The organism is Psychrobacillus psychrotolerans (assembly GCF_900115805.1).
GTDB classification, from domain to species: Bacteria; Bacillota; Bacilli; order Bacillales_A; family Planococcaceae; genus Psychrobacillus; species Psychrobacillus psychrotolerans.
Map to the genome: position 1 here is coordinate 492,545 of NZ_FOXU01000001.1, position 21,370 is coordinate 513,914.

The 21,370-nt window shown below is 36.8% G+C and carries 23 protein-coding genes; all 23 read right to left on the minus strand.

What is annotated here, in order from left to right; genetic code table 11:
* Positions 1–48: 48 nt before the first annotated feature.
* On the minus strand, positions 49–495 hold the full coding sequence (locus BM260_RS02645; protein ID WP_093534733.1) for a YpiF family protein: 447 nt from the start codon (positions 493–495) through the stop codon (positions 49–51).
* A 12-nt stretch (positions 496–507) separates the two neighbouring features.
* Positions 508–1,059, minus strand: coding sequence for a ReoY family proteolytic degradation factor (locus BM260_RS02650; protein ID WP_093534735.1), 552 nt, complete (start codon positions 1,057–1,059; stop codon positions 508–510).
* Positions 1,060–1,079: 20 nt separating this feature from the next.
* On the minus strand, positions 1,080–2,324 hold the full coding sequence (locus tag BM260_RS02655) for a tetratricopeptide repeat protein (protein ID WP_093534737.1): 1,245 nt from the start codon (positions 2,322–2,324) through the stop codon (positions 1,080–1,082).
* Between the two features lie 132 nt (positions 2,325–2,456).
* Positions 2,457–3,749, minus strand: a complete 1,293-nt coding sequence (aroA, locus tag BM260_RS02660) for a 3-phosphoshikimate 1-carboxyvinyltransferase (protein WP_093534739.1) — start codon at positions 3,747–3,749, stop codon at positions 2,457–2,459.
* 12 nt (positions 3,750–3,761) lie between these two features.
* A complete protein-coding gene (locus tag BM260_RS02665) occupies positions 3,762–4,862 on the minus strand; it encodes a prephenate dehydrogenase (protein WP_093534741.1) in 1,101 nt (366 codons plus the stop codon).
* Entirely contained in the window at positions 4,862–5,962 is a 1,101-nt protein-coding gene (hisC, locus tag BM260_RS02670; RefSeq protein WP_093534743.1) for a histidinol-phosphate transaminase, read from the minus strand. Before hisC ends, BM260_RS02665 begins: the two co-directional genes overlap by 1 nt.
* 22 nt (positions 5,963–5,984) lie before the next feature.
* Complete coding sequence (gene aroH, locus BM260_RS02675; RefSeq protein WP_093534745.1) at positions 5,985–6,347, minus strand: chorismate mutase; 363 nt, start codon at positions 6,345–6,347, stop codon at positions 5,985–5,987.
* Positions 6,344–7,435: a 3-dehydroquinate synthase gene (aroB, locus tag BM260_RS02680; RefSeq protein ID WP_093534747.1), complete on the minus strand. Its 1,092-nt coding sequence runs from the start codon at positions 7,433–7,435 to the stop codon at positions 6,344–6,346. Before aroB ends, aroH begins: the two co-directional genes overlap by 4 nt.
* A 2-nt stretch (positions 7,436–7,437) precedes the next feature.
* Positions 7,438–8,619 (minus strand): chorismate synthase, encoded by a 1,182-nt coding sequence (gene aroC, locus BM260_RS02685; protein WP_093534749.1) that lies wholly within the window; start codon positions 8,617–8,619, stop codon positions 7,438–7,440.
* A gap of 256 nt (positions 8,620–8,875) precedes the next feature.
* On the minus strand, positions 8,876–9,646 hold the full coding sequence (locus BM260_RS02690) for a CheR family methyltransferase (RefSeq protein WP_093534751.1): 771 nt from the start codon (positions 9,644–9,646) through the stop codon (positions 8,876–8,878).
* Between the two features lie 453 nt (positions 9,647–10,099).
* Positions 10,100–10,546, minus strand: a complete 447-nt coding sequence (gene ndk / locus BM260_RS02695; protein ID WP_093534753.1) for a nucleoside-diphosphate kinase — start codon at positions 10,544–10,546, stop codon at positions 10,100–10,102.
* A gap of 143 nt (positions 10,547–10,689) precedes the next feature.
* Positions 10,690–11,655, minus strand: a complete 966-nt coding sequence (hepT, locus tag BM260_RS02700) for a heptaprenyl diphosphate synthase component II (RefSeq protein WP_175496198.1) — start codon at positions 11,653–11,655, stop codon at positions 10,690–10,692.
* 27 nt (positions 11,656–11,682) lie between these two features.
* Positions 11,683–12,387, minus strand: a complete 705-nt coding sequence (locus BM260_RS02705; RefSeq protein WP_093534755.1) for a demethylmenaquinone methyltransferase — start codon at positions 12,385–12,387, stop codon at positions 11,683–11,685.
* Positions 12,388–12,390: 3 nt separating this feature from the next.
* Positions 12,391–13,152: a heptaprenyl diphosphate synthase component 1 gene (locus BM260_RS02710; protein ID WP_093534757.1), complete on the minus strand. Its 762-nt coding sequence runs from the start codon at positions 13,150–13,152 to the stop codon at positions 12,391–12,393.
* 56 nt (positions 13,153–13,208) lie between these two features.
* Positions 13,209–13,430: a trp RNA-binding attenuation protein MtrB gene (gene mtrB / locus BM260_RS02715; RefSeq protein ID WP_093534759.1), complete on the minus strand. Its 222-nt coding sequence runs from the start codon at positions 13,428–13,430 to the stop codon at positions 13,209–13,211.
* A gap of 67 nt (positions 13,431–13,497) precedes the next feature.
* Positions 13,498–14,067, minus strand: coding sequence for a GTP cyclohydrolase I FolE (gene folE, locus BM260_RS02720; RefSeq protein WP_093534761.1), 570 nt, complete (start codon positions 14,065–14,067; stop codon positions 13,498–13,500).
* Between the two features lie 238 nt (positions 14,068–14,305).
* Positions 14,306–14,578: an HU family DNA-binding protein gene (locus tag BM260_RS02725; protein WP_093534763.1), complete on the minus strand. Its 273-nt coding sequence runs from the start codon at positions 14,576–14,578 to the stop codon at positions 14,306–14,308.
* A 172-nt stretch (positions 14,579–14,750) separates the two neighbouring features.
* Positions 14,751–16,229 carry a stage IV sporulation protein A gene (spoIVA, locus tag BM260_RS02730; protein WP_093534765.1) on the minus strand — a complete coding sequence of 493 codons (1,479 nt, stop codon included), beginning with the start codon at positions 16,227–16,229 and terminating at the stop codon, positions 14,751–14,753.
* Positions 16,230–16,557: 328 nt separating this feature from the next.
* Positions 16,558–17,268, minus strand: coding sequence for an LptM family lipoprotein (locus BM260_RS02735; RefSeq protein WP_093534767.1), 711 nt, complete (start codon positions 17,266–17,268; stop codon positions 16,558–16,560).
* A gap of 13 nt (positions 17,269–17,281) precedes the next feature.
* Positions 17,282–17,470, minus strand: a complete 189-nt coding sequence (locus tag BM260_RS02740; RefSeq protein ID WP_093535689.1) for a DUF2768 family protein — start codon at positions 17,468–17,470, stop codon at positions 17,282–17,284.
* Between the two features lie 252 nt (positions 17,471–17,722).
* Complete coding sequence (locus tag BM260_RS02745) at positions 17,723–18,742, minus strand: NAD(P)H-dependent glycerol-3-phosphate dehydrogenase (RefSeq protein WP_093534769.1); 1,020 nt, start codon at positions 18,740–18,742, stop codon at positions 17,723–17,725.
* Positions 18,743–18,772: 30 nt separating this feature from the next.
* The gene (gene der, locus BM260_RS02750; protein ID WP_093534771.1) at positions 18,773–20,083 is read right to left on the minus strand and encodes a ribosome biogenesis GTPase Der; all 1,311 of its coding nucleotides are present in this window, start codon (positions 20,081–20,083) and stop codon (positions 18,773–18,775) included.
* Positions 20,084–20,184: 101 nt separating this feature from the next.
* Positions 20,185–21,333, minus strand: a complete 1,149-nt coding sequence (rpsA, locus tag BM260_RS02755; protein WP_093534773.1) for a 30S ribosomal protein S1 — start codon at positions 21,331–21,333, stop codon at positions 20,185–20,187.
* Positions 21,334–21,370: the final 37 nt, after the last annotated feature.

A 21,370-nucleotide genomic window follows, 5' to 3' on the forward strand; every position in this document is an offset into this window, starting at 1 on the left:
TTTCCTCGAATTATAAACTTTATAGACAAATTATGTTCCAAATTGTCACTAATTCGCCCATATTTTCGCAAAAATCGGAATAAGTTGTCGTAATTGATCTTCTAATACTGAGTTTCTCATTTTTTGGTCCATGGAGTCCAGTGGAATAGATGGAATCCATATAATATTTTGTTCTTCTCCCATTGTACTCCAGTCTCTATCAGAAGTAACGTAAAAGATGTGTTTGAATGAGGCTTTGTTTAGTTCTTCTTGCCACGTTTCAAATATCGATTGCTTGTCCTGACTCTTTGTATAAGAGAAGGAAGGAAATAAAACAATCCTCCCTTTGAACTGATTTTCAATTACGTTTGCTAATGACAATGTGAATTCAGCTGCTGAGGCTGCAAAACGGAAACCTTCATCAGAACCATCAATCTGTATAAGTGGAATCACTGCTGTATCTATATATTCTTTTTGTGTTTGAAAAACTGTGCTATCTTTTCCGTTCCAATGCATTTGTAACCTCTCCTACATCTCTTTATGTTGTATTTGCTTCCACAACGAAGAAAGTTCCATAAACTTTTCTTTGTTATTATCATCAATTGCTTTATCAATTTGCTTTTTTAATTGCTCTACTTGAAATGAATACAAGCTTTCACTAACTATATCCTCAGCTATCATTTTATCCTTCTCATTGATCTGTAAATATTTTGGCATATAAGGATTCTCTTCTAGTACTGCAAGATACTCTGGACTCGGTGGCATCATTTGAAAGTTTAATTGAATATACATATCCTCTTCTGGATGTAATCGTAAATCATGGAAAGATTTTTCAGCATCAGCGGTCATAATACTTCCCTTGTAAAATCTAAAAGGTATACCTGAGGACGTAGTCACAGACATGATCATTGCTCGAGGACAATAATGTGCCTCCTCTACGAAGTGTACATTATTTAACAATGTCTCATGGCTTATTAAATAATTCAAGATCCACACGCACTCTCTTCTTTTCATCTGATACTTTTTCAAAAACCAACGAACAAATTCTTTTTTCTCACCAACTGAAACAGAAGCAGTCACGTAACCTCTCCTTCCCTCATTTATTCGAACATTTCAAACCATTCACTATTTTCCGGTTGAAGTTTTTGTAAAATCAGTACAACTTCTTTTGCTTCTGCCCTTTTCCCTTCCTCTAGAAGGAAATAAACATACTTTTCTAAAAATGGAACATCCTCTATATGTTCAGTATATGCAAGCTGATAAAATTCGTATGCTTTTTCATACAATTCTAATCTTTCGTAAGCGGTTGCCAAAAACGGATACATGGCAGACCATTCAAAATGCTCCTGCTTCAACGTTTCATAGAGCTCCACTAACTCTTCATCTTTTTCTTCTGTTGAATACAACGAAGATAAAATGAAGATAGCATCCATATATTCTGGGTCCAATGCAATTGCTTCTCTTAAAAAAGTTTCTGCTTCCTTCACTTTACCCAATTTCAAGGAAATTTTACCTGCAAATAAATAATATTCTTTTTCAAACTCATCACGAGCGATTCCATCTGTAATTGCTTTTAGAGCATCCTCATTTTTTTCGAGCATCGCATAGGTCTCTGCAAGTAACATATAGCCTGAGAAGTAGTCAGGATCGATTTGAAGGAGGTCCTCCAATTGCTTGGCAGCAGTTTCATATTGCTGCACTTGGAACGATGCATAAGCTGCATGGAATAGTACGTCTGGAGCTACTTCCTTTTCAAGCGCTAATGCGTAGTATGGAATCGCTTCTTCATAGGCTGCTCCTGCACTATAAATTTCTGCTAGTTTAAGGGACAAATCGATAGCCTGAAGTGATTCTTGATGGGGCAGTAGATCCTCCATCACACGTGCTGCTTCTAAGTATCTGCCGGTTTCAAACAATAATTCACCTTTAGCATACAAAAGCAAAGGCTCTTTAGGTAAAAGTGTCAGTGCTTCGTTTATCTTTTGTTCTGCAACCTCATATAGTCCAAGCATTTGATAGTAGTCTGCTAACGTGAGTAGTGCTTGCGGATACGCGTCACTTGTTTTTTCGATAGTCGTTAGCATTTCTAGTGCTTCATCTTCTTTGTCCATTTCTAAATACAGCTGGGCTTGATCGATTTTCAATTGATTTTCCTCAGGAAATAAAAACTGAAGATGTTCTAGGATTGAAATAGCTTCCTGTAAAAAACCAGATTGTGTTAATAGATCTGCTAACTGGTATTGCTCGTCGGGATCGCCATTCAATAAAAAGCTTTCAAGCATTGTACTAATTTTTTCTATGTTTCCTTCTTCCATCGCGTGGATAAAGGGAGTAAAGTTGTCCATATTATCACCATACTTTCATTATACCTTTATCCTACAAGAACATTTGTTTTTGAACAAGAAAAAAACCCTCTTTGGAAAAAGAGGGTGTCTGTTTCATCTTAAATATCCTAAAATCAGTTAGTCATGCAAGTATCACTTGATAACACTTGAAATATCTTCAAAGAATGTTGGATAAGAAACAGCAATACATCCTGCATTATCAATTGTTACGGGTTCAGTAGTGATTAGAGAAGCTACTGCAGCCATCATTCCAATACGATGATCTCCATAAGTAAGCAGATCCCCACCATGGAGTAACGTGGGTCCCTCTATTATCATCCCATCATCGGTGGCAGTAATATTTGCGCCCAGTTTCTTTAATTCATTCACTACTGCATCAATACGATTTGTTTCTTTCACTTTGAGCTCTTCTGCATTTTTTATAACAGTTTTTCCAGTAGCTTGGGTAGCAAGTAGGGCAATAATAGGAATTTCATCAATTAGTCGTGGGATAAGTTCTCCACCAATGTCAGTACCTACAAGATTAGAAGTTTCAATTTCAATTGTACCCATTTCTTCATGACTACTGTTTTCTGAGTCATTCACTGTAAAGGATGCACCCATTGCTTGTAGAACGTCCATAATGCCAGTTCTTGTTACGTTTAAACCTACATTTGTTAAGGTAAGTTTACTATTAGGAACAATTGCTCCAGCTACTAAAAAGAAGGCAGCAGAGGAAATATCTCCAGGTACGACCACATGAGTTCCTGTTAACTTTTGTCCACCTTGTAAACGTATCATTTTACCATCTACTGCAATAGTTGCACCAAAGTGTTGTAACATTTTCTCTGTGTGATCCCGAGAAGTTTCTAGTTCTTCCACTATAGTTTCTCCATCTGCATTTAAAGCTGCTAGTAAAATGGCAGACTTCACTTGCGCACTAGCTACAGGCATTGTATAACGAATAGCTTGTAATTGAGTACCCTCAACTGCAATTGGTGTAAACTGGCCGTTCTCTCGCCCGATTAGTTTAGCATTCATATCTTTTAAAGGATCCGTTACTCTTCTCATTGGACGTTTTTGAATAGATTCATCCCCTATTAAAACGGAGGACACGGAGGAGCCTGCTAAAATTCCGAGCATTAAACGAGTAGTTGTTCCCGAATTCCCCGTATATAATATTTCGTCAGGTTCCTTCCAGTTCGCAATTCCGTCACTTTTAATCGTAACCTTCTCCCCTTCGATGGATATATCCACTCCAAGCTTTTGAAAGCAATCAATTGTACTTAAGCAATCATCACTCTGTAAGAAACCCTCAACTGTTGTAGTTCCTTCAGCTATAGCACCAAACATAATAGATCTATGAGAGACGGATTTATCTCCCGGTATACGAACAGTGCCCTTCAAAGAGGGCTGTACATAATCTAACTTCTTACTAGTTAACAATGTCTTCCCTCCCTAAGAAATATATGTTTCAAATGTTGTATTATTTGCAATACATTCTACCGCTTTAGCACGATCATTTGTCGATTGAAAACTGATAACTAAAATTCCAAAAATATCTTCACGAGTTTCTACGATTCGTAAATTTGTAATACTTATATTATCTTTTGCCAAATAACCTGTAATCTCAGATATAACACCGGGATAATCTGGTACATCCACATACAGATCAAATACACTAAACATTGCGCCTTGTGTATTAATAGGAAGATCATCTCGTACTTTTTTAGCAACATTAAAATAATTTTCTATATCACTAGAATCCGCATATGAAAGCAGTTCTTGTAATTTAATCATTTCATTAGTCCACGCTTTCAATTGATCCGTTAATTCCTGCCGATTTTGAAGCGTTATATCCCTCCAAACAATAGGGTTGGCAGAAGCGATTCTTGTTAAATCACGAAATCCTCCTGCCGCCAGTTGTTTCGTAAATGGATATTGTTCATTTTCGAAAGACAATTGATGCACCAGAGACGCAGCAACTAAATGGGGGAAATGACTAACTACAGCGGTCATATGGTCATGCTCTTCTGCTCCGACTTGTACTACCTTCGCTTTCGTTACCTGCAATAGATTGATCAGCACTTGAACACGCTCATCAGTTTCATCTTCAAAAGGGGTTAGCAAATAATAGGCATTTTCAAACAGGATTGGTCTAGCAGCTTCCACACCACTCTTGTGAGAGCCAGCCATAGGGTGACCCCCTATAAAAGTTATGCCCTGCTCCTTTAATGATATCGCGACTTTCATAATTTCTTTTTTTGTGCTTCCTGTATCTGTAATAATCACTTGTTTCTTCAATTGCCATTTCGGTAATTCTTTCATCAAACGAATCGTTTCACTCACGGGAGTAGCAAAAACAATGACATCTGCAAAGGCACTACTCTCTTCTAGATTGGTCGCTATCTCATCGATGACACTAATTCTTTTCGCTGTTTTTAACGTTTGGCCATTTGCGTCATATCCAATTATTTTCACATCTTTATTGCGCTTTAAGCTTAGTGCCAAGGATCCACCTATTAATCCGAGTCCTATAATGAATACGTTTTGTTGCATTATAAAACGCCTTCCTCTTTAAGAACCTCATCAAGCTTTTCTAATAACTCACTATTTTGTTGTTCCGTTCCAATGGTAATACGTAAATACCCTTGTTTCCCTAATGCATTTCCACTTCGAACTATAAATCCGCGCTTCATCAAACCTTGGAAAACTGCATCACTATCTGCCTTCACTTCCATTAAGATAAAATTCGTTTGCGAAGGGAAATAATGCAGATTTCTTTCGTTGCAATAAGTCACGTACTGAGCTTTCCCCGCATTATTTTTCTCTTTGCATTCATTAATAAACGCTTGATCTTCTAATCCAAGAAGTGCTACCTGCTGACTTATAACTGTATTATTAAATGGCTCACGAGTTGGTTCTAGCTGAGCTATTACTGATTCCGAGCCAATAGCATATCCAATACGGAAGCTTGCCAGACCATATGCCTTAGAAAATGTACGCATTATTAAGACATTCGGATGGTTTTCTAATAATCCAAGAGAATCTTTGTAGTTACTATCTGTTATGTATTCTGTGTATGCTTCATCTAAAACAATTAATACGTCATTTGGCACTTTCTCGATAAACTGTTTCAATTTATCGCTAGGTATTAAAGTCCCTGTTGGATTGTTTGGATTACACACCCAAATAATTGCGGTATTTTCATCAATTGCTGCTAGCATGTTATTTAAATCATGTTCTCCATTTTTAGTAAGGGGTATTTCACGCACTTCTGCTCCCTCCACAACCGCATTGTGCTTGTATTGACCAAATGTTAAATCCGCCATAATAGTATTCAATCCAGGTCGTAAAATAGCTCTTGATACAATCAGAATATTTTCGTCAGATCCATTGCCAAATAATAATTGCTTTTCAGAGACGTTCAAATGATTTGCCACAGCAGCTCTTAAATTTGATGCATATCCATCTGGATAGATAGCAAAATCTATATTTGCGTTTGCAAAGTATTCTTTAACTTTTGGTGAAGCACCATAAGGATTTTCATTGGATGCAAGTTTCGTCACTTTTTCTAAGTTGAACATTTTCTTCACTTCATCGGTAGTTTTTCCAGGCTGATATGCATGTAACCCATTAATCTGTTGCTTAAATTTCATTTTAACCCCTCAATTCTATAAATTATTTAAGTAAATCTGGTCTTAATGCGACTGCATTATTTAAATAGATATGCTCAATTTGTTGTTGGTTTTTATCTGTATTTATATGCATGAGTAATCGAATACACTTTTCCAAAGCCCCTGGTACATTCATCTCGTGGGTGCACATTACCGGTACATATGCCCATCCTTCTATGCCTCGAACGGCACGTGCCGGAAATGCAGAAGTTATATCCGGCGTAGTAGAAATGATCACGGAAGCAATGTCTTCGGGTAAAATATCATTCGATTTTGCCATTGTTTCCACAAGACGTCTTGTTTCCTGCAGAACTAAGTCATTTGAATCTGCTAATACGGTGGTTGCTCCTCTTACTCCTCTAATCATTTGTTCTCCTCCTTCACCCATTGTCGTAGCTGATTATCACAACTTTTAATCTCTTCTACCGAAACTTTCTGCATAAATGGATGCCCTATTTCTTGAAGCAATGCAAAGTGGAGTTCTCCATTCATCGATTTTTTATCTTTTTGCATAAACATTGATAAGCTTTCAAATGAACAATGAAGCACGTGTGTAAAATTATACCCAAGTCTATTTGCTAGGTCATAAACCCTTCTTGCATAACCCTTTTCCACATTCCCGTGAAGCTCACTTAGCATTAATGCTGGGATCATACCGATCATCACAGCTTCACCGTGCGTGACTTGCCCATAACCTACAGAGGCCTCAATCGCATGACCATATGTATGGCCAAAATTCAAAAACTTTCGGTAAGACTGTTCTTTTTCATCCAGCTCAACAATATGCGCTTTAACTCGAATTCCTTTTTCAATCCAATGCAATAATTGTTTATTTTCGATTGCCAATAGGTTTGGAAGATTAAGAAATTCATCCATCCATTTAGTATCACTGATCAATGAATGTTTGATCACTTCCGCTAATCCTGAGCGAATTTCTCCTTCTGGTAACGTTTTTAAAAAATGAAAGTCATATATTACTTCCGTAGGTTGATAGAAAGCTCCAATCATATTTTTTCCATTCGGGTGATTGATCGCAGTCTTACCCCCAACGGCACTATCATGTGCTAAGATAGTCGTTGGAATTTGGTAAAAAGGAATACCACGCATAAAGGTTGCTGCTACAAACCCAGTCAAATCTCCAACTGCTCCTCCCCCTAATGCCAGAAGCGCAGAATTTCTAGAACAATTTTCATCTAACAAAAATGATTGGACTTGATAATAGGATTCAAATGTTTTGCAGGATTCACCATTAGGAACAATATAAAGTTTAAATGGTAGCGTAAAATTTCTGCGTACATATTCCTCATGTAAACTCCACACATGTTCATCTGTGATTATGACCAATTGATCATATTTGGATAATTTATCTGTTTCTCTACTACAAAAGGATTGTAGAATATTTTCTCCTAGATAAACTTCATATACGGAGTCTTTTGTTTTTACTTGGATAGACATCATTAAAACCCCTTTGTATAAGCTCTATGACTCTCTATATCTGCAAGTAATGTTTCTAGTTTATCTCCATGGAAAGTATCTAGAACCGCTTGTGCAATTTCCCAAGCAATAACAGCTTCTGCAACTACTGAAGCTGCTGGTACCGCACAGCTATCAGACCTTTCAATACTTGCTTTAAACGGTTCCTTCGTATCAATATCAACACTTTGAAGTGGCTTATAAAGCGTAGGAATTGGTTTCATCACACCACGTACTACAATTGGCATTCCTGTGGACATGCCGCCTTCTAGACCCCCTAGACGGTTTGTATCACGTGTATACCCCTTATCTGCACTCCAAGAAATCTGATCATGAACTTGGCTTCCAAAAAGATTAGCCATTTCGAATCCCAACCCTACTTCTACTCCTTTAAATGCATTGATACTCATCATCGCCATTGCGAGTTTACCGTCTAGTTTACGATCATAATGAACGTAACTTCCAACTCCAGCTGGCATCCCAGAAACAATTACTTCTACTACTCCACCAATTGTATCTCCTGCTTTTTTTGCATTATCAATAGCTTCTACCATTTGTGCAGAGGCTTGAGGATCTAAACAATAAACAGGATCATCTTCTACAATTGTACGGATTTCTTCTATTGTCTTTCCATTAGCCAAATCCAAATTAGCTTCAATCCCACCAATTTTCGTAACATGAGCCACAATAGTTATTCCTAGTTTGCTTAACAACTCTTTTGCAACGGCTCCTACTGCCACTCTTACAGTAGTTTCTCGTGCGGAGGAACGCTCCAGAACATTACGTAAATCACGATGACCATATTTCATACCACCAACTAAATCGGCGTGTCCTGGACGTGGTCTAGTGATTTGTCTTTTAATATCCTCTGGATCGATTTCATCTCCAAGCGGTTCAATTCCCATAATGTTTGTCCAGTGCTTCCAATCATCATTATTTACAACTAGACAAACTGGAGAGCCTAACGTTTTCCCATGACGTACACCTGATGTTATAGCTACTGTATCTTTTTCAATTTGCATACGTCTTCCACGACCATGTCCACCCTGTCGACGTTTTAACTCTTTATTTATCATTTCACTCGTTATTTCCAATTGCGCTGGTAATCCTTCAATAATCGCTGTTAGTTGTGGTCCATGTGACTCACCTGCAGTTAAGTATCTCACAACACTTTCCTCCTTCAACTCGCTAAAGTATTTGTTTATCACTATATCAAAATTTTGGTGCCATGTATAGAAGAAAAGCGCAAGAGCCTACGAAAGCCTCTTACACAAACAAAAACCACTGAAGTTCTTCCATCCTCATTAATCGATTATCATGATCGATTATCGCTTCACTTCCTGTATTACTTAATTTATGGAACCTATTAACCTTTATCTTTGCTTAGAAGAAAACTGCCCGAAATGCATCGGACAGTTCCACTTATTTTTTCCGATAGAAAAAGGTGTCTTCGGTTTCAAACCCGTACTTACCTGGATTGAATATCTGTTCTGTACTACCGACGAATAGAATTCCTCCAGGTCGCAGAGAATCACTAAAGTTTTGATAAATTTGATCTTTTGCAGCTTCTGTAAAGTAAATCATGACGTTACGACAAACAATCAAATCGAAATTTTTATCATATGTATCTTTCAATAGGTTATGTTTTTTAAATGTGACGGTCTTTTTAACGGAATCGCTTATCTTATAAAATGGTGTTTGTGTCTCAAAGTACTTATTTTTAATGTCAATTGGTACCTCAGCTAGTGAACGTTCTGGGTAAATACCAACTTTTGCACGTTGAATTGCATTTTCATCTAAATCTGTTGCATGTATGGCAATTTGAGATAAAGGAACATGATTGGACAAAACCATCGCAATGGTATAAGGCTCTTCACCAGTAGAGCATGCGGCACTCCAAATTTTCAATCGTTTATTTGTTTCTAATAACTTTGGAAATATTTTCGTTTGTAATATATCCCAGCGTTTTGCGTTCCGATAAAACTCTGAAACATTAATCGTCATTCTATCTAGAAACTCATTCATCAAATCCCTGTTGGAATCAAGTGCTTGATAAAACTCAACAAAGTTTTTGTAACCTTTTTTTTCATATAATGAAGTTAGTCTGCGTCTCATCTGCGCTTCTTTATATGCTGCAAGATCAATGCCTGTTTTTTTCTTTATGGAATCCACAAATTTTATGTAATCTGGCAAAATGATTTCGCCCCTTTCTGAAAACCTTTATTTAGTATATCGTATACATAGCATTTAGAACATACTAAAAAGACTGATAAATGTGAGCATTTGCCTATTTTTTTATAAATTGAAACCGAGTGGCTATGATATAGCTCTTTTCATCTGTTATATCTTACTTTTATAAAATAAGAAGAACCGGACAAAAAAGACACCAGTCCTTGCCATTGAATTTCCGCTCCGAGCGGACGCTTTCCGTGGGCAAGCCTTCAGCCGCTTACTTTGACTACTCTTATCATCTAAGCAAAAGGCTATGCTTAATCTTATGGTTGAGCTAGTACTACTGATTGTAATGACTTGAGTTCAACGAAGAGGAGACTGAAGCTTGTTCACCAGACAATTTTCAATACTTTCTTAATCCTAAATAAAAAAATGGTTGTTTATGACCGAAGTCATAAACAACCATTTTCCGGATTAGTTAATCCAGTTGTTAGCATCTTTTTTATATGATACTAGCTCTTCTTGCTTGAAGAATAATCCAATTTCACGTTCAGCGCTTTCAGGAGCATCAGAACCATGAATAATGTTTTTCCCTACAGTTAATGCGAAATCTCCACGGATAGTTCCTGGAGCTGATTCTTTAGGGTTTGTTGCTCCAACTAATAAACGTGCAGTTGAAATAACATTTTCCCCTTCCCAAACCATTGCAAAAACTGGTCCAGAAGTGATGAATTCTACTAATTCCCCGAAGAATGGGCGTTCTTTATGCTCGCCGTAATGCTCTTCAGCAAGTTCAGTAGGAATTTGCATTAATTTTGCTCCAACTAATTGGAATCCTTTTGCTTCAAAACGACCTACGATTTCACCGATTAAGTTACGTTGTACGCCATCAGGTTTTACCATTAAAAATGTTTTTTCCATAGTTAACACTCCTCGAATATATATAATGGACTTATTCTCCACCGTTACAAATATTATCATTATAATTCATTATTTTCAAATTAAATTAATAGACGGTAGCTAATGTTTAGGTTTTAAAGGCAGGTAACTGAACAAAATACCATTTAAAATTTCCTTTTACTCATAAACAATGCAATGTTTTGTAATGATTTTTTAGCGGAATTTGCCGGCAATTGCTTTACTTCATTTAGCGCTTTTTGCAAGTAAAGATTACTAATTTGTTTAGCTCGATTGATGCCATCTGAGTCCCGAATTTTAGTTAACAGAATTTGTCGATTCTCGCCACTTATTGTCCCTGCTAAAATTTCTTTTAATAATGGTTCAATATCTGGATCGTTTTTAACGTATAAAACAGGCAATGTAATATTCCCCTGTGCAAGATCAGATCCAGCAGGTTTACCTAACTCCTCGTCTGTAGATGTAAGATCCAAAATGTCATCTATGATTTGGAATGACATACCGACGTAATAGCCAAACCATTTCAAATGCTTGACCGTTTCCTCATCTGCTTGGGAAGCAATTGCTCCTAACTCACAGCTAGCTGAAATTAATATAGCCGTTTTCCGTTTAATCCGGCGTAAGTAGTCACGAACTGTTTGTTCTAAATAGTGCTTATCCTCAATTTGAATAATTTCCCCAATACAAAGTTCTACCATCGTATGAGATAACACTTCATGTGCATATGTATTTTGTAAATCTGTTATGTATTCAATTGCATTGGCAAAAAGAAAGTCTCCTGTATACATTGCGACCCGATTATTCCATTGTGCCTTCACCGTTTCTCTGCCTCGTCTAGTTTCTGCATCGTCTATTACATCATCATGGACGAGGGAAGCCATATGAATGAGTTCAACTGAAACAGCTACGCTTTTTATAGAATCTATCGAATAGTTTCCAAATTTTGCTGCAAGCAACACAAAAACTGGTCTAATCCGCTTTCCTCCGGCTAATAGCAGATGAAGAGACGCCTCATTCAATAAGTGAGAAGAAGAATTTACCGCTACAGCTAATTCTTTTTCGATGATATCAAGATCCGATTTCAAATCGGAATAGAGTAACTTTAATTTCATCTTGTCCACGGTTACAACCTCACTCACTTAAATATCTTTTTTAAAGCCAATATGTCTAGCTGCCGCCCCACCGCTATATGGTTTGCTCGTTACATTGACCAAGCCCACTTTTTCGAATAGCTTAGTTAACTCAGCTCGATTTGGAAACTCTTTAGCAGACTCCTGTAACCATGAATATTCTTTATAACTTTTTGCAAAAAGTTTTCCGAATAATGGCATGATATAACGGAAATAGAATCGGAATAAACCATTAAATAATTTCGAATCTGGTGTAGACGTTTCTAAGCAAACGACCATCCCACCTGGTTTAACAACACGATTCATTTCACTTAACACTTGTGTATAATCTGGAACATTGCGTAATCCAAAACCAATCGTTACAAAATCAAAGGAATTATCTTCAAATGGCAGCTCCATAGCATTTCCTTGGATTAACTCAATTTGTGAGATATGCTTCACTTTTTCTAATCCCACATTTAACATGTTTTGACTAAAATCTAATCCCCTTACCTCACCAGTTGGTCCAGTTGCCTCCGCCAATGCAATTGTCCAGTCTGCTGTCCCGCAACATACGTCCAATGCTTTGCTTCCAGGTTTTACTTGCATAGCCTTCATCGTATCTTTACGCCATGCTTTATGTTGTTGAAAGCTAATAACCGAATTCATCGAATCATAGTTATCAGATATCTTTTCAAACACTTCATGTACATGCTGTTCTTTTGATTTTTCCACGACTTAACCTTCTCTCAACTGCTTTTCTAAGGTGCATTTCATTAACTTTTCTAGAATTATACTTTTTAGTTGTTCTTCTAATAGCTCAGAGTTTTTAATCTCATCCATAAGTATGGATTCAATCTTTTCTATCTCCAACTGGAGAATATTAATATTAGCCTGTAACTGACTTGACTTACTAATATAAAATGGTTGTTCACCTTGCTCATATGCTGCAAGTTCCTTTTTTAAAGCAATGAGGAGGAGAGACTCTTTCATTACGAATATATACTCATGAAAAGAATAATACTCAAGTAATTGTTCAATGGATTGAGATTCTATGAGTTGAATGGATTGAATGAGCTGATCGAACCCATAGATTTGTCGGTCATAAAATCTTGTTTTATGTTCTGAAATAGTCGCGACACCTTCCGACAAAATCTGGATCAAGTCTAGTTGTCCATCGATCGCTAATAGGTGGTAATACTTCCCGCTGTAATAATCTCCAGCTAATACTTGTAACTGTTGATCTTTGCTAGTTGCATTCAACTCTTTTACTAAATCATGAGCAGCTAAGGCAGAAAAGATAAGAGTTACTGCAATAGCAGACTTTCTTTGGGATTCTTCCCATTCTTCTCCATTAAAAAGTGGTAAAAGTGTAAAAAACAAACGCTCTTCATCAATGACAGGAGCCCCAGTATATTTCAACAATGTGCTTTGTTGAACTTGATGGAGAATAGCTTCTTTATATTGCTTTATATGTTGTTTGATCAATGCTTCGTTCATACACCTTACTCCATTTCCCAACCGCGCTTAATCTGTCTATATGGTTATATTAATAACTACTTTTTAGAATCGGATTGTATAATTCCATTCGATGAATGAATGGATGCTTTTCCTCTAATTTTTATAGCTGATGTATGTTCTGTAAACTGAGCAATCATTACTTCGCCACTATCCAGTTTTTCAGAATGATGAAATTTAGTATCCGTTCCTCTTGTAAGACCAATTACATGAACTCCATCTTCTTCAGCTTTTATCACAATATAATCTGAACTAGACATTTTATAGTCTCCTTTGTTCACAGTCTTTTTCCATCATACCATATTCTAAAGCCGACATCCAAAGGTGTTACTTCATCTTTATGAATGAAAGTATTTCCGAGCGTTTAACATCATCTGTTTCTAAAATTCCACGCGCTACCGCAGTAATTGTTTTGGCACCAGGTTTTTTAATACCTCGCATCGTCATACACATATGCTCTGCTTCCACTACTACATAAACTCCATGCGGATTTAACATTTGCATTATATCATCTGCAACGCTTGAAGTGATTCTTTCCTGTAGTTGAGGACGTCTCGCGGTTGTTTCGACAGCTCTGGCAAGTTTACTCAAACCAGTAACTACACCATTTCTAGGAATATATGCTACATGTGCTTTTCCATAGAAAGGAACTAAATGATGTTCACACATGGAGTAAAATGGTATGTCCTTCACTAAAACTAACTCTTCATGATCTTCGTTAAATACGGTTTTAAAATATTCTTTTGGATCTTGATGTAAGCCTTCGAACATTTCTGCGTACATTTTAGAAACTCTTTTAGGTGTATCCAATAATCCTTCTCTGTTAGGATCCTCACCAACTGCTTCTAAAATCATTTTGACCGCTTCTTCTATTTTGTTCAGATCGACATTTGTCATCTGTAGACCCCCTAAAACTATGTATTATACCAATTGCATCTTAGCATATGAAATGCTTATAATAAATAAATTTATCCCGGTCGCTCTATCATTTGCAAATATTTGTATATTAGATTTCTTTAAATTATTGAATTTTTTTTTATAAGTTATCGAACAATCTGAGATTAGCATTTAATTGAAAAGAACGGTTACCGTGAAGCAAGCTCCACAATAACCGTTCTATGTACTACAACATCAGTTATTTAACTGCGTCTTTAAGTGCTTTACCTGGTTTAAACGCAGGTACTTTGCTTGCAGCGATGTCGATTTCTTCACCTGTTTGTGGGTTACGTCCTTTACGTGCAGCACGTTCACGAACTTCAAAGTTTCCGAAACCAATCAATTGAACTTTTTCGCCATCTGCAAGAGCAGTTTGAATTGATTCAAATACAGCTTCAACAGCTTTAGAAGCGTCTTTTTTAGAAAGTTCTGTAGCTTCTGCAACAGAGTTAACTAGTTCTGTTTTATTCATACCATTCACCTCCTCTCAAAGGAAGATAGCTTCAATCCTGTAAAAAGAGTATCACAACAGAAAAACCTACGCAACACTATTTGCACGAGTTTCGCTAAGTTTCCTCAAAAAAAGGGCAATTTAACGCAATAACAGGACTTTTTGCATAGTCGCAAAAAGCCCTGTGTTGGATTTACAATATAAATGTGACCATCCCTCGATCACCTTCATTAACCATTCTTTCAATCGTTTCTCGCATTCTTTTCTTCGCAACATCAGAAACACTCTCTGTTTTGTATCGCAAACTTTCTTTTAAAACTTCGACTAGGGAAGTACCAAAAACCTGCGTTTGCCATAAAGCATCTCTGTCATGTAAAAAACCATGTTTTAAATCTTTTAATAATTGCTGACTATGAAACTCTGACCCTATTAATGGAGCAAATTCTGCTTCCATATCCACTCGAATAATATGGAGAGATGCGGCTTTTGCTTTTAAACTGACACCATAGAAATTATTCTGTTTAATAATTTCTGGTGCAGTCGGCTGAAAATCTTGTATAGTTGGTAATGATACGCCGTAGCCATGTTTCTTTGCAGCTTCTAGAGCTTCTGAGAATTTATTGTAAGCCTTTTTAGCAGTAGAAGCCTCTTTTACGAATAACAGCCAGTCTTTTTTCGATTCAATAGGCTCATCTAGCCACTCATCACAAACCTCTTGAAATACTTCAGGTTTTAAGCCAATTTGTATACATGCCGATCCTCTGCCGGGGTTAGCCTCAACCACTTCTGCAGATTGTATAAAAGGAACTTGCTTAAATCTAGAAGCTAATTCCTTTACGTCTTTCATTTTGGATACTAATTGTAGCCACTCCTGTAACGAGGAAGTGATTGCATTATTGACAAAATGATCTGGTTCTAATACATCCGTCCAATCAGGCTTAACTAATTCGATATCCGTGATCGGAAATTCATAGAGTGCTTGTTGGAGTATGTATTGAATTTCCTCAGCAGTCATGCGATCAACGGCAGTTGCAATTACTGGAACCTCATGTTGTCTTTGTAATTCTTCACTTAGTTGAATTGTTTCTAAATGACCTGGATTTTTGCTGTTTAGAACGATAACAAATGGTTTACCAATTTCTTTCAATTGGGTAATTATTTGTTGTTCAGCACTTTCAACGGCCATTCGAGGAATATTATTAACAGATCCATCTGTCGTAACAACAATTCCAATTGTAGAGTGATCTCTAATTACTTTGTCTGTCCCAATCCTAGCAGCTTCCTCAAAAGGTATTGCTTCGCTATGCCATGGGGTGTGCACCAACTTTTGACCTTCTTCACCAGAATGTGTTTTAATGCCGTCAATCATGTAACCGACGCAATCTACTAGTCTGATTTGTAAGCGTAGCTGGTCTTCTCCTAGATGTATATTTGTCCCGTGTGCTGGCACAAATTTAGGCTCAGCTGTCATAATCACATTACCTGGTGAACTTTGCGGCAATTCATCTTGTGCACGTAGGCGCTCGGCCTCTTCTTGAATATTAGGAATTACTACTAGCTCCATTACTCGTTTTACAAAAGTCGATTTACCTACTCGGACAGGGCCGACTACACCAATATACACATCACCATTCGTTCTTTCTGCTATCTGTTCATACAGTTTACTCGACATGGATACTCTCCTTTCTTAGCAATTTAATATATGCACAAAAAAAACGTTTCATGCATATTGCACGAAACGTCTTTTTACAAAGATTAAGAAAGTAAATATGTAACAAGCATTAGGAAACATAATAATTCAACAAATTATAGCGCTTTGTTTTTTTCTTTTACGCAGAGGTCTCCTAGTTAAATCACGAAACGTAGAAATCTGTTTCTAGGAGAGCAACGGATAAACAAATGCATAAAACAGAGGCCGGTCATGACGTCCGTCACAACCAACCTCTGTCAAACTACCCTGTTCAAAGATCTTTGAACACTATCTTTTAGCCCTATTTTTATTATTTATTCATCATAAAAACAGGTTCATTCTTTTCATTTACCGTATAAGGCAGAGAGTATGCTGGCACAATCGCAAATTTGTCCGTTAACAAAAACCGAATATCATCTCCAGGCTCTATTTTCTTATCAGATTCCTGAAGTAGTCTATTCAATTCGATGGAGTAATCTACATAGACTTCCCCATCACCAGTAGCCACTATAGGCAACTGAGTATCAGAATAAGGGCTTTGAACAGTTAACTCGCTGTCATAACCCATTTTTTTGAAATCTAGCTTATATACGCCATCTACAATCGTTTCAGCTATAGGACCAAATCCATTTATACTCTTTCGATGGTTAATATCACGCAACGTATCTGCAATACGTAGGTCTACTAACTTAACCGTAGGATTCTCTTCTACATCCATGAGTACATATTGATAGATCCCCCCAGCCTCATAAGAATTGGCAGGAGCCTTTCCAAGCTTTGATGGAATAATTTTGCTAAAATCGATTGGGTATTTAATATATTGATCTGTTTCCATATCACGCGTTTTTATCGGTAAAAGTCCACCGGAATCTTTTTGAAAACTGTCAACAGCAGTTTGAACTGCAGTTAGTTGGTCCTCATATGGCAATAAATTTTCAGGCTCATAACCACTTTTATAACCGCATCCTGCTAAGAAAACCGTTATTATAATGAACACAGCAATAAGTTTAAAGTTTTTCATAGGAATCTCCTTACTAAGCCTTAGTTGGGTTAGATATAATATAGATCATCGTAATGAAACCTATAAACAATAATATGTAAGCGATCAAACCTAATATAAATTTCAATAATTTATTCTTTAGTTTTGTCTTTACAAAAAACATAAAAGCCATAGCTAAAAACATACAACCCATAGATCCAAACGATATCCACATTTTATCCATTGATGAAACTAATAACACCACAACAACTTCCACACCTTTCTACAATAAAAAAGTATAACATACTAGAATTGAGCAAGCGCCTATGTAATTCTGACAAAAGGCTTCTGTAACATACATTGTACAGGAGCTAGACAGAGTATAACAAAAAGTTCAGAAGGAACATGGAAAAGAAGCTTTAATAAAAATAATATTTCTAGTATACAGTCAAAAAAGAGTTGTTTTTAACAACAACTCTTTCCATTTGTGACAATTTTAGAACGTTTTATAATCTTCTAACTCATGCTTCTTTGTACGATGCATAAGGATGTCTACAGCCTCTTTAGGATTGACCTGTTCAAATAAGACAGAATACAGAGCTTTAGTAATAGGCATGTCCACTTGTTGCTTTGTAGCTAGTTGATATGCTGCTTTTGTAGTACGCACACCTTCTACAACCATACCCATCTCTTCTAACACTGTATTAAGTGTAGCTCCCTTACCTAACATATTACCAGCACGCCAATTCCTAGAATGCACACTAGTGCAGGTTACGATTAAGTCACCCATACCTGTTAATCCAGAGAACGTGTAAGGTTGAGCACCTAGACTAATACCTAAACGGGATATTTCAGCTAGACCTCTCGTAATGAGTGCAGCTTTTGCATTGTCACCGTAACCTAATCCATCTACTATCCCAGCGGCTAAAGCAATTACATTTTTGAGTGCTGCTCCAATTTCTACACCAATAACATCGTCGTTAGTATAGACGCGGAAAGATTTGTTCATAAACAAATCTTGAACCTTTTCGGCAGCAACCATATTTTCACTTGCAACTGTTATCGTTGTTGGATGCTTTAAGACAACCTCTTCTGCATGACTTGGCCCAGACAATACAACGATTGCTTCTGTAACATCCTCTGACAGTTCTTCCGCAATCATTTCTGATATTCTTTTTAGGGAATCAGGTTCAATACCTTTCGAAACATGTACAAATAGCTTCTTTTCAGCTAAGAAAGGTAGCATATTTTGGCAAACTTCTCTAATAGCTTTAGTGGGAACAGCAATGACAATAACATTTGCATGTTGAATCGCTTGCTGAAAGTCACTAGTAGCCTTTAAATTAGTCGGTAAAATAGTCTCAGGTAAATATTTTTTATTGGTATGATTTGTAGTTATTTCTGTTGCCTGATCCTCTCTATGGGACCACAGTAAACAGTCATGTTCATTGTTTGCAAGAACCATAGCTAGGGCTGTTCCCCAGCTTCCTGCACCCAATACAGTTACTTTTTCCATCGCTATTTCGCTCCTTTAAAACTAATAGGATTAAGTTCTTGCGCGCGTAATAATACGAATTGGAGTTCCTTCAAAATCAAAGGATTCTCTAATACGATTTTCTAAAAATCTTTCATAAGAAAAATGCATCATCTCAGGTTCATTAACAAATACCACGAAAGTTGGTGGTTTGATAGCCACTTGAGTTGCATAGTAAATACGCAGACGTTTCCCTTTATCAGTTGGAGCCGGATTTCTTGCAACAGAATCTTCTATAACTTCATTCAGAACAGATGACGTAACACGCATTGCATGATTTTCACTTACTTGATTGATAACTGGTAGAAGTGCATGAACACGTTGCTTTGTTTTAGCTGAAACGAAAACAATCGGAGCATAATCCAAGAATAAGAAATGATCTCTAATTTTCTTTGTCATTACATTCATCGTTTTATCGTCTTTTTCAATAGCATCCCATTTGTTCATCACGATAATAACTGCCTTACCGGCTTCATGAGCGTAACCAGCAATTTTTTTATCTTGTTCTTGAATACCTTCTTCAGCATTCAGAACAACTAAAACAACGTCAGATCGTTCAATCGCCTTTAATGCACGTAAAACACTGTATTTCTCAGTTGTTTCATATACTTTCCCTTTTTTACGCATACCTGCTGTATCAATCATTACGTATTCTTGACCATCAAAAGAGTATTCCGTATCAATCGCATCTCTTGTTGTCCCAGCGATTTCACTTACGATTACACGATCATGTCCCAAAAATGCGTTGACCAAAGAAGATTTCCCTACATTAGGACGCCCAATTAGAGAAAACTTAATAACTTCTTCCCCGTAGTCTACATCTTCTACATCTGGGAAGTTTTTCGCTACTTCATCTAGTAAATCTCCTAGACCAAGTCCATGAGAACCTGAGATTGGGAAAGGTTCTCCCAGTCCTAAAGCGTAAAAGTCATAAAGCATTTCACGCATATCCGGATTGTCTATTTTGTTAACAGCTAAAACGATTGGTTTTTTCGTTTTATATAAAATTTTTGCAACATATTCATCTGCTGCTGTAATTCCTTCGCGACCGTTAGTTAAGAAGATGATTACATCTGCTTCGTCCATCGCTATTTCTGCTTGTTGCTTAATTTGTTCTAAAAACGGTTCGTCGCTAAGTTCTATACCACCTGTATCAATGATATTAAATTCATTTGTTAACCAATCGGCAGAACTATATATACGATCACGTGTAATACCTGGAATATCTTCCACGATAGATACACGCTCTCCTACGATTCGATTAAATATAGTCGATTTGCCGACATTAGGCCTACCAACGATTGCTACTACTGGTTTTGTCATTACTTTTTCATCCTTCCAACTTCGTCTATGTTGTATTATACAACAAAAAGACAAAAACAGGCGACTTTATTGAAGTCACCTGTTTAAGATCGTATATTATGTTAGTTATTATTAGTGAAGCCTTTCAGCTTGTCTCCTAATACATCACTTATAGAAAACCCACGTGATTCTTCTGGCATTTGATAATCTTCTATGTTGTATTTATCTTCATTTTCAAGTAATTCTTTAATACTTAAGGAGAGACGTTTTTCAGCACTATTAACATCTAGTACTTTAACTTGTACTTCTTCGCCCTCTTTTAAAACTTCTTGTGGATTGCTAATATGCTTATGTGCAATTTGCGAAATGTGCACTAAACCTTCAACTCCTGGGAATACTTCTACGAATGCACCGTATGAAACTAGACGCTTCACTTTCCCAGTAAGTGTTGCTCCTTTTGCAACTTTTTCTTCTACCACAGACCAAGGACCAGGCAGTGTATCTTTGATGGATAAAGAAATTCTTTCGGCATCGCGATCGATCGATAATACTTTTACTTTAACTTCTTGCCCTTCGGTTAAAACGTCCGTAACATTGTCTAAGTGCTCGTACGAAATTTGTGAAATATGAACAAGTCCATCTACTCCACCTATATCGACAAATGCGCCAAACGAAGCTAAACGTTGTACTGTACCCGTCAAAATATCCCCACTTTTAATGGACTCAAATGTTTGTTGTTTGCTAACTGATTTTTCAGCTTCAACAACTGCTTTATGGGACAGGATAAGTCTATTTTTCTCTTTTTCAAGTTCTACAATTTTAAAGGTCATTACCTTCCCTTTATAATCTTCAAAGGATTCTACAAAATGATCCTCTATTAGGGAAGCAGGTATAAATCCACGGACACCTAAATCTACTACTAATCCGCCTTTTACAACTTCTTTTACTTCTGTTTCAATTATTTCTCCAGATTGGAATTGTTTTTCTAATCTATCCCAAGCTTTTTCTGCATCTACTCTTCTTTTAGAAAGGACAAAGTTAGCTTCTTCCACTTTGGTAATCATTAGCTCTAATTCGTCACCTATGGAAACGGAGTCGGATGCTTTTTCAATATGCAAGCTAGATAGTTCGCTTATAGGTACTATCCCGTCAAAAGGTGCTCCTTCAATTGTTACAATGATAGACTTTTCATCTACTTGTGCAACCGTTGCTTTTACTAGTTCACCCTCTTTAAACTCATTCGTGTCGTTTAAGTTCATTTCTTCAGACATATGATATTCCTCCTTCACAGCGTTTCTATTCTATTTT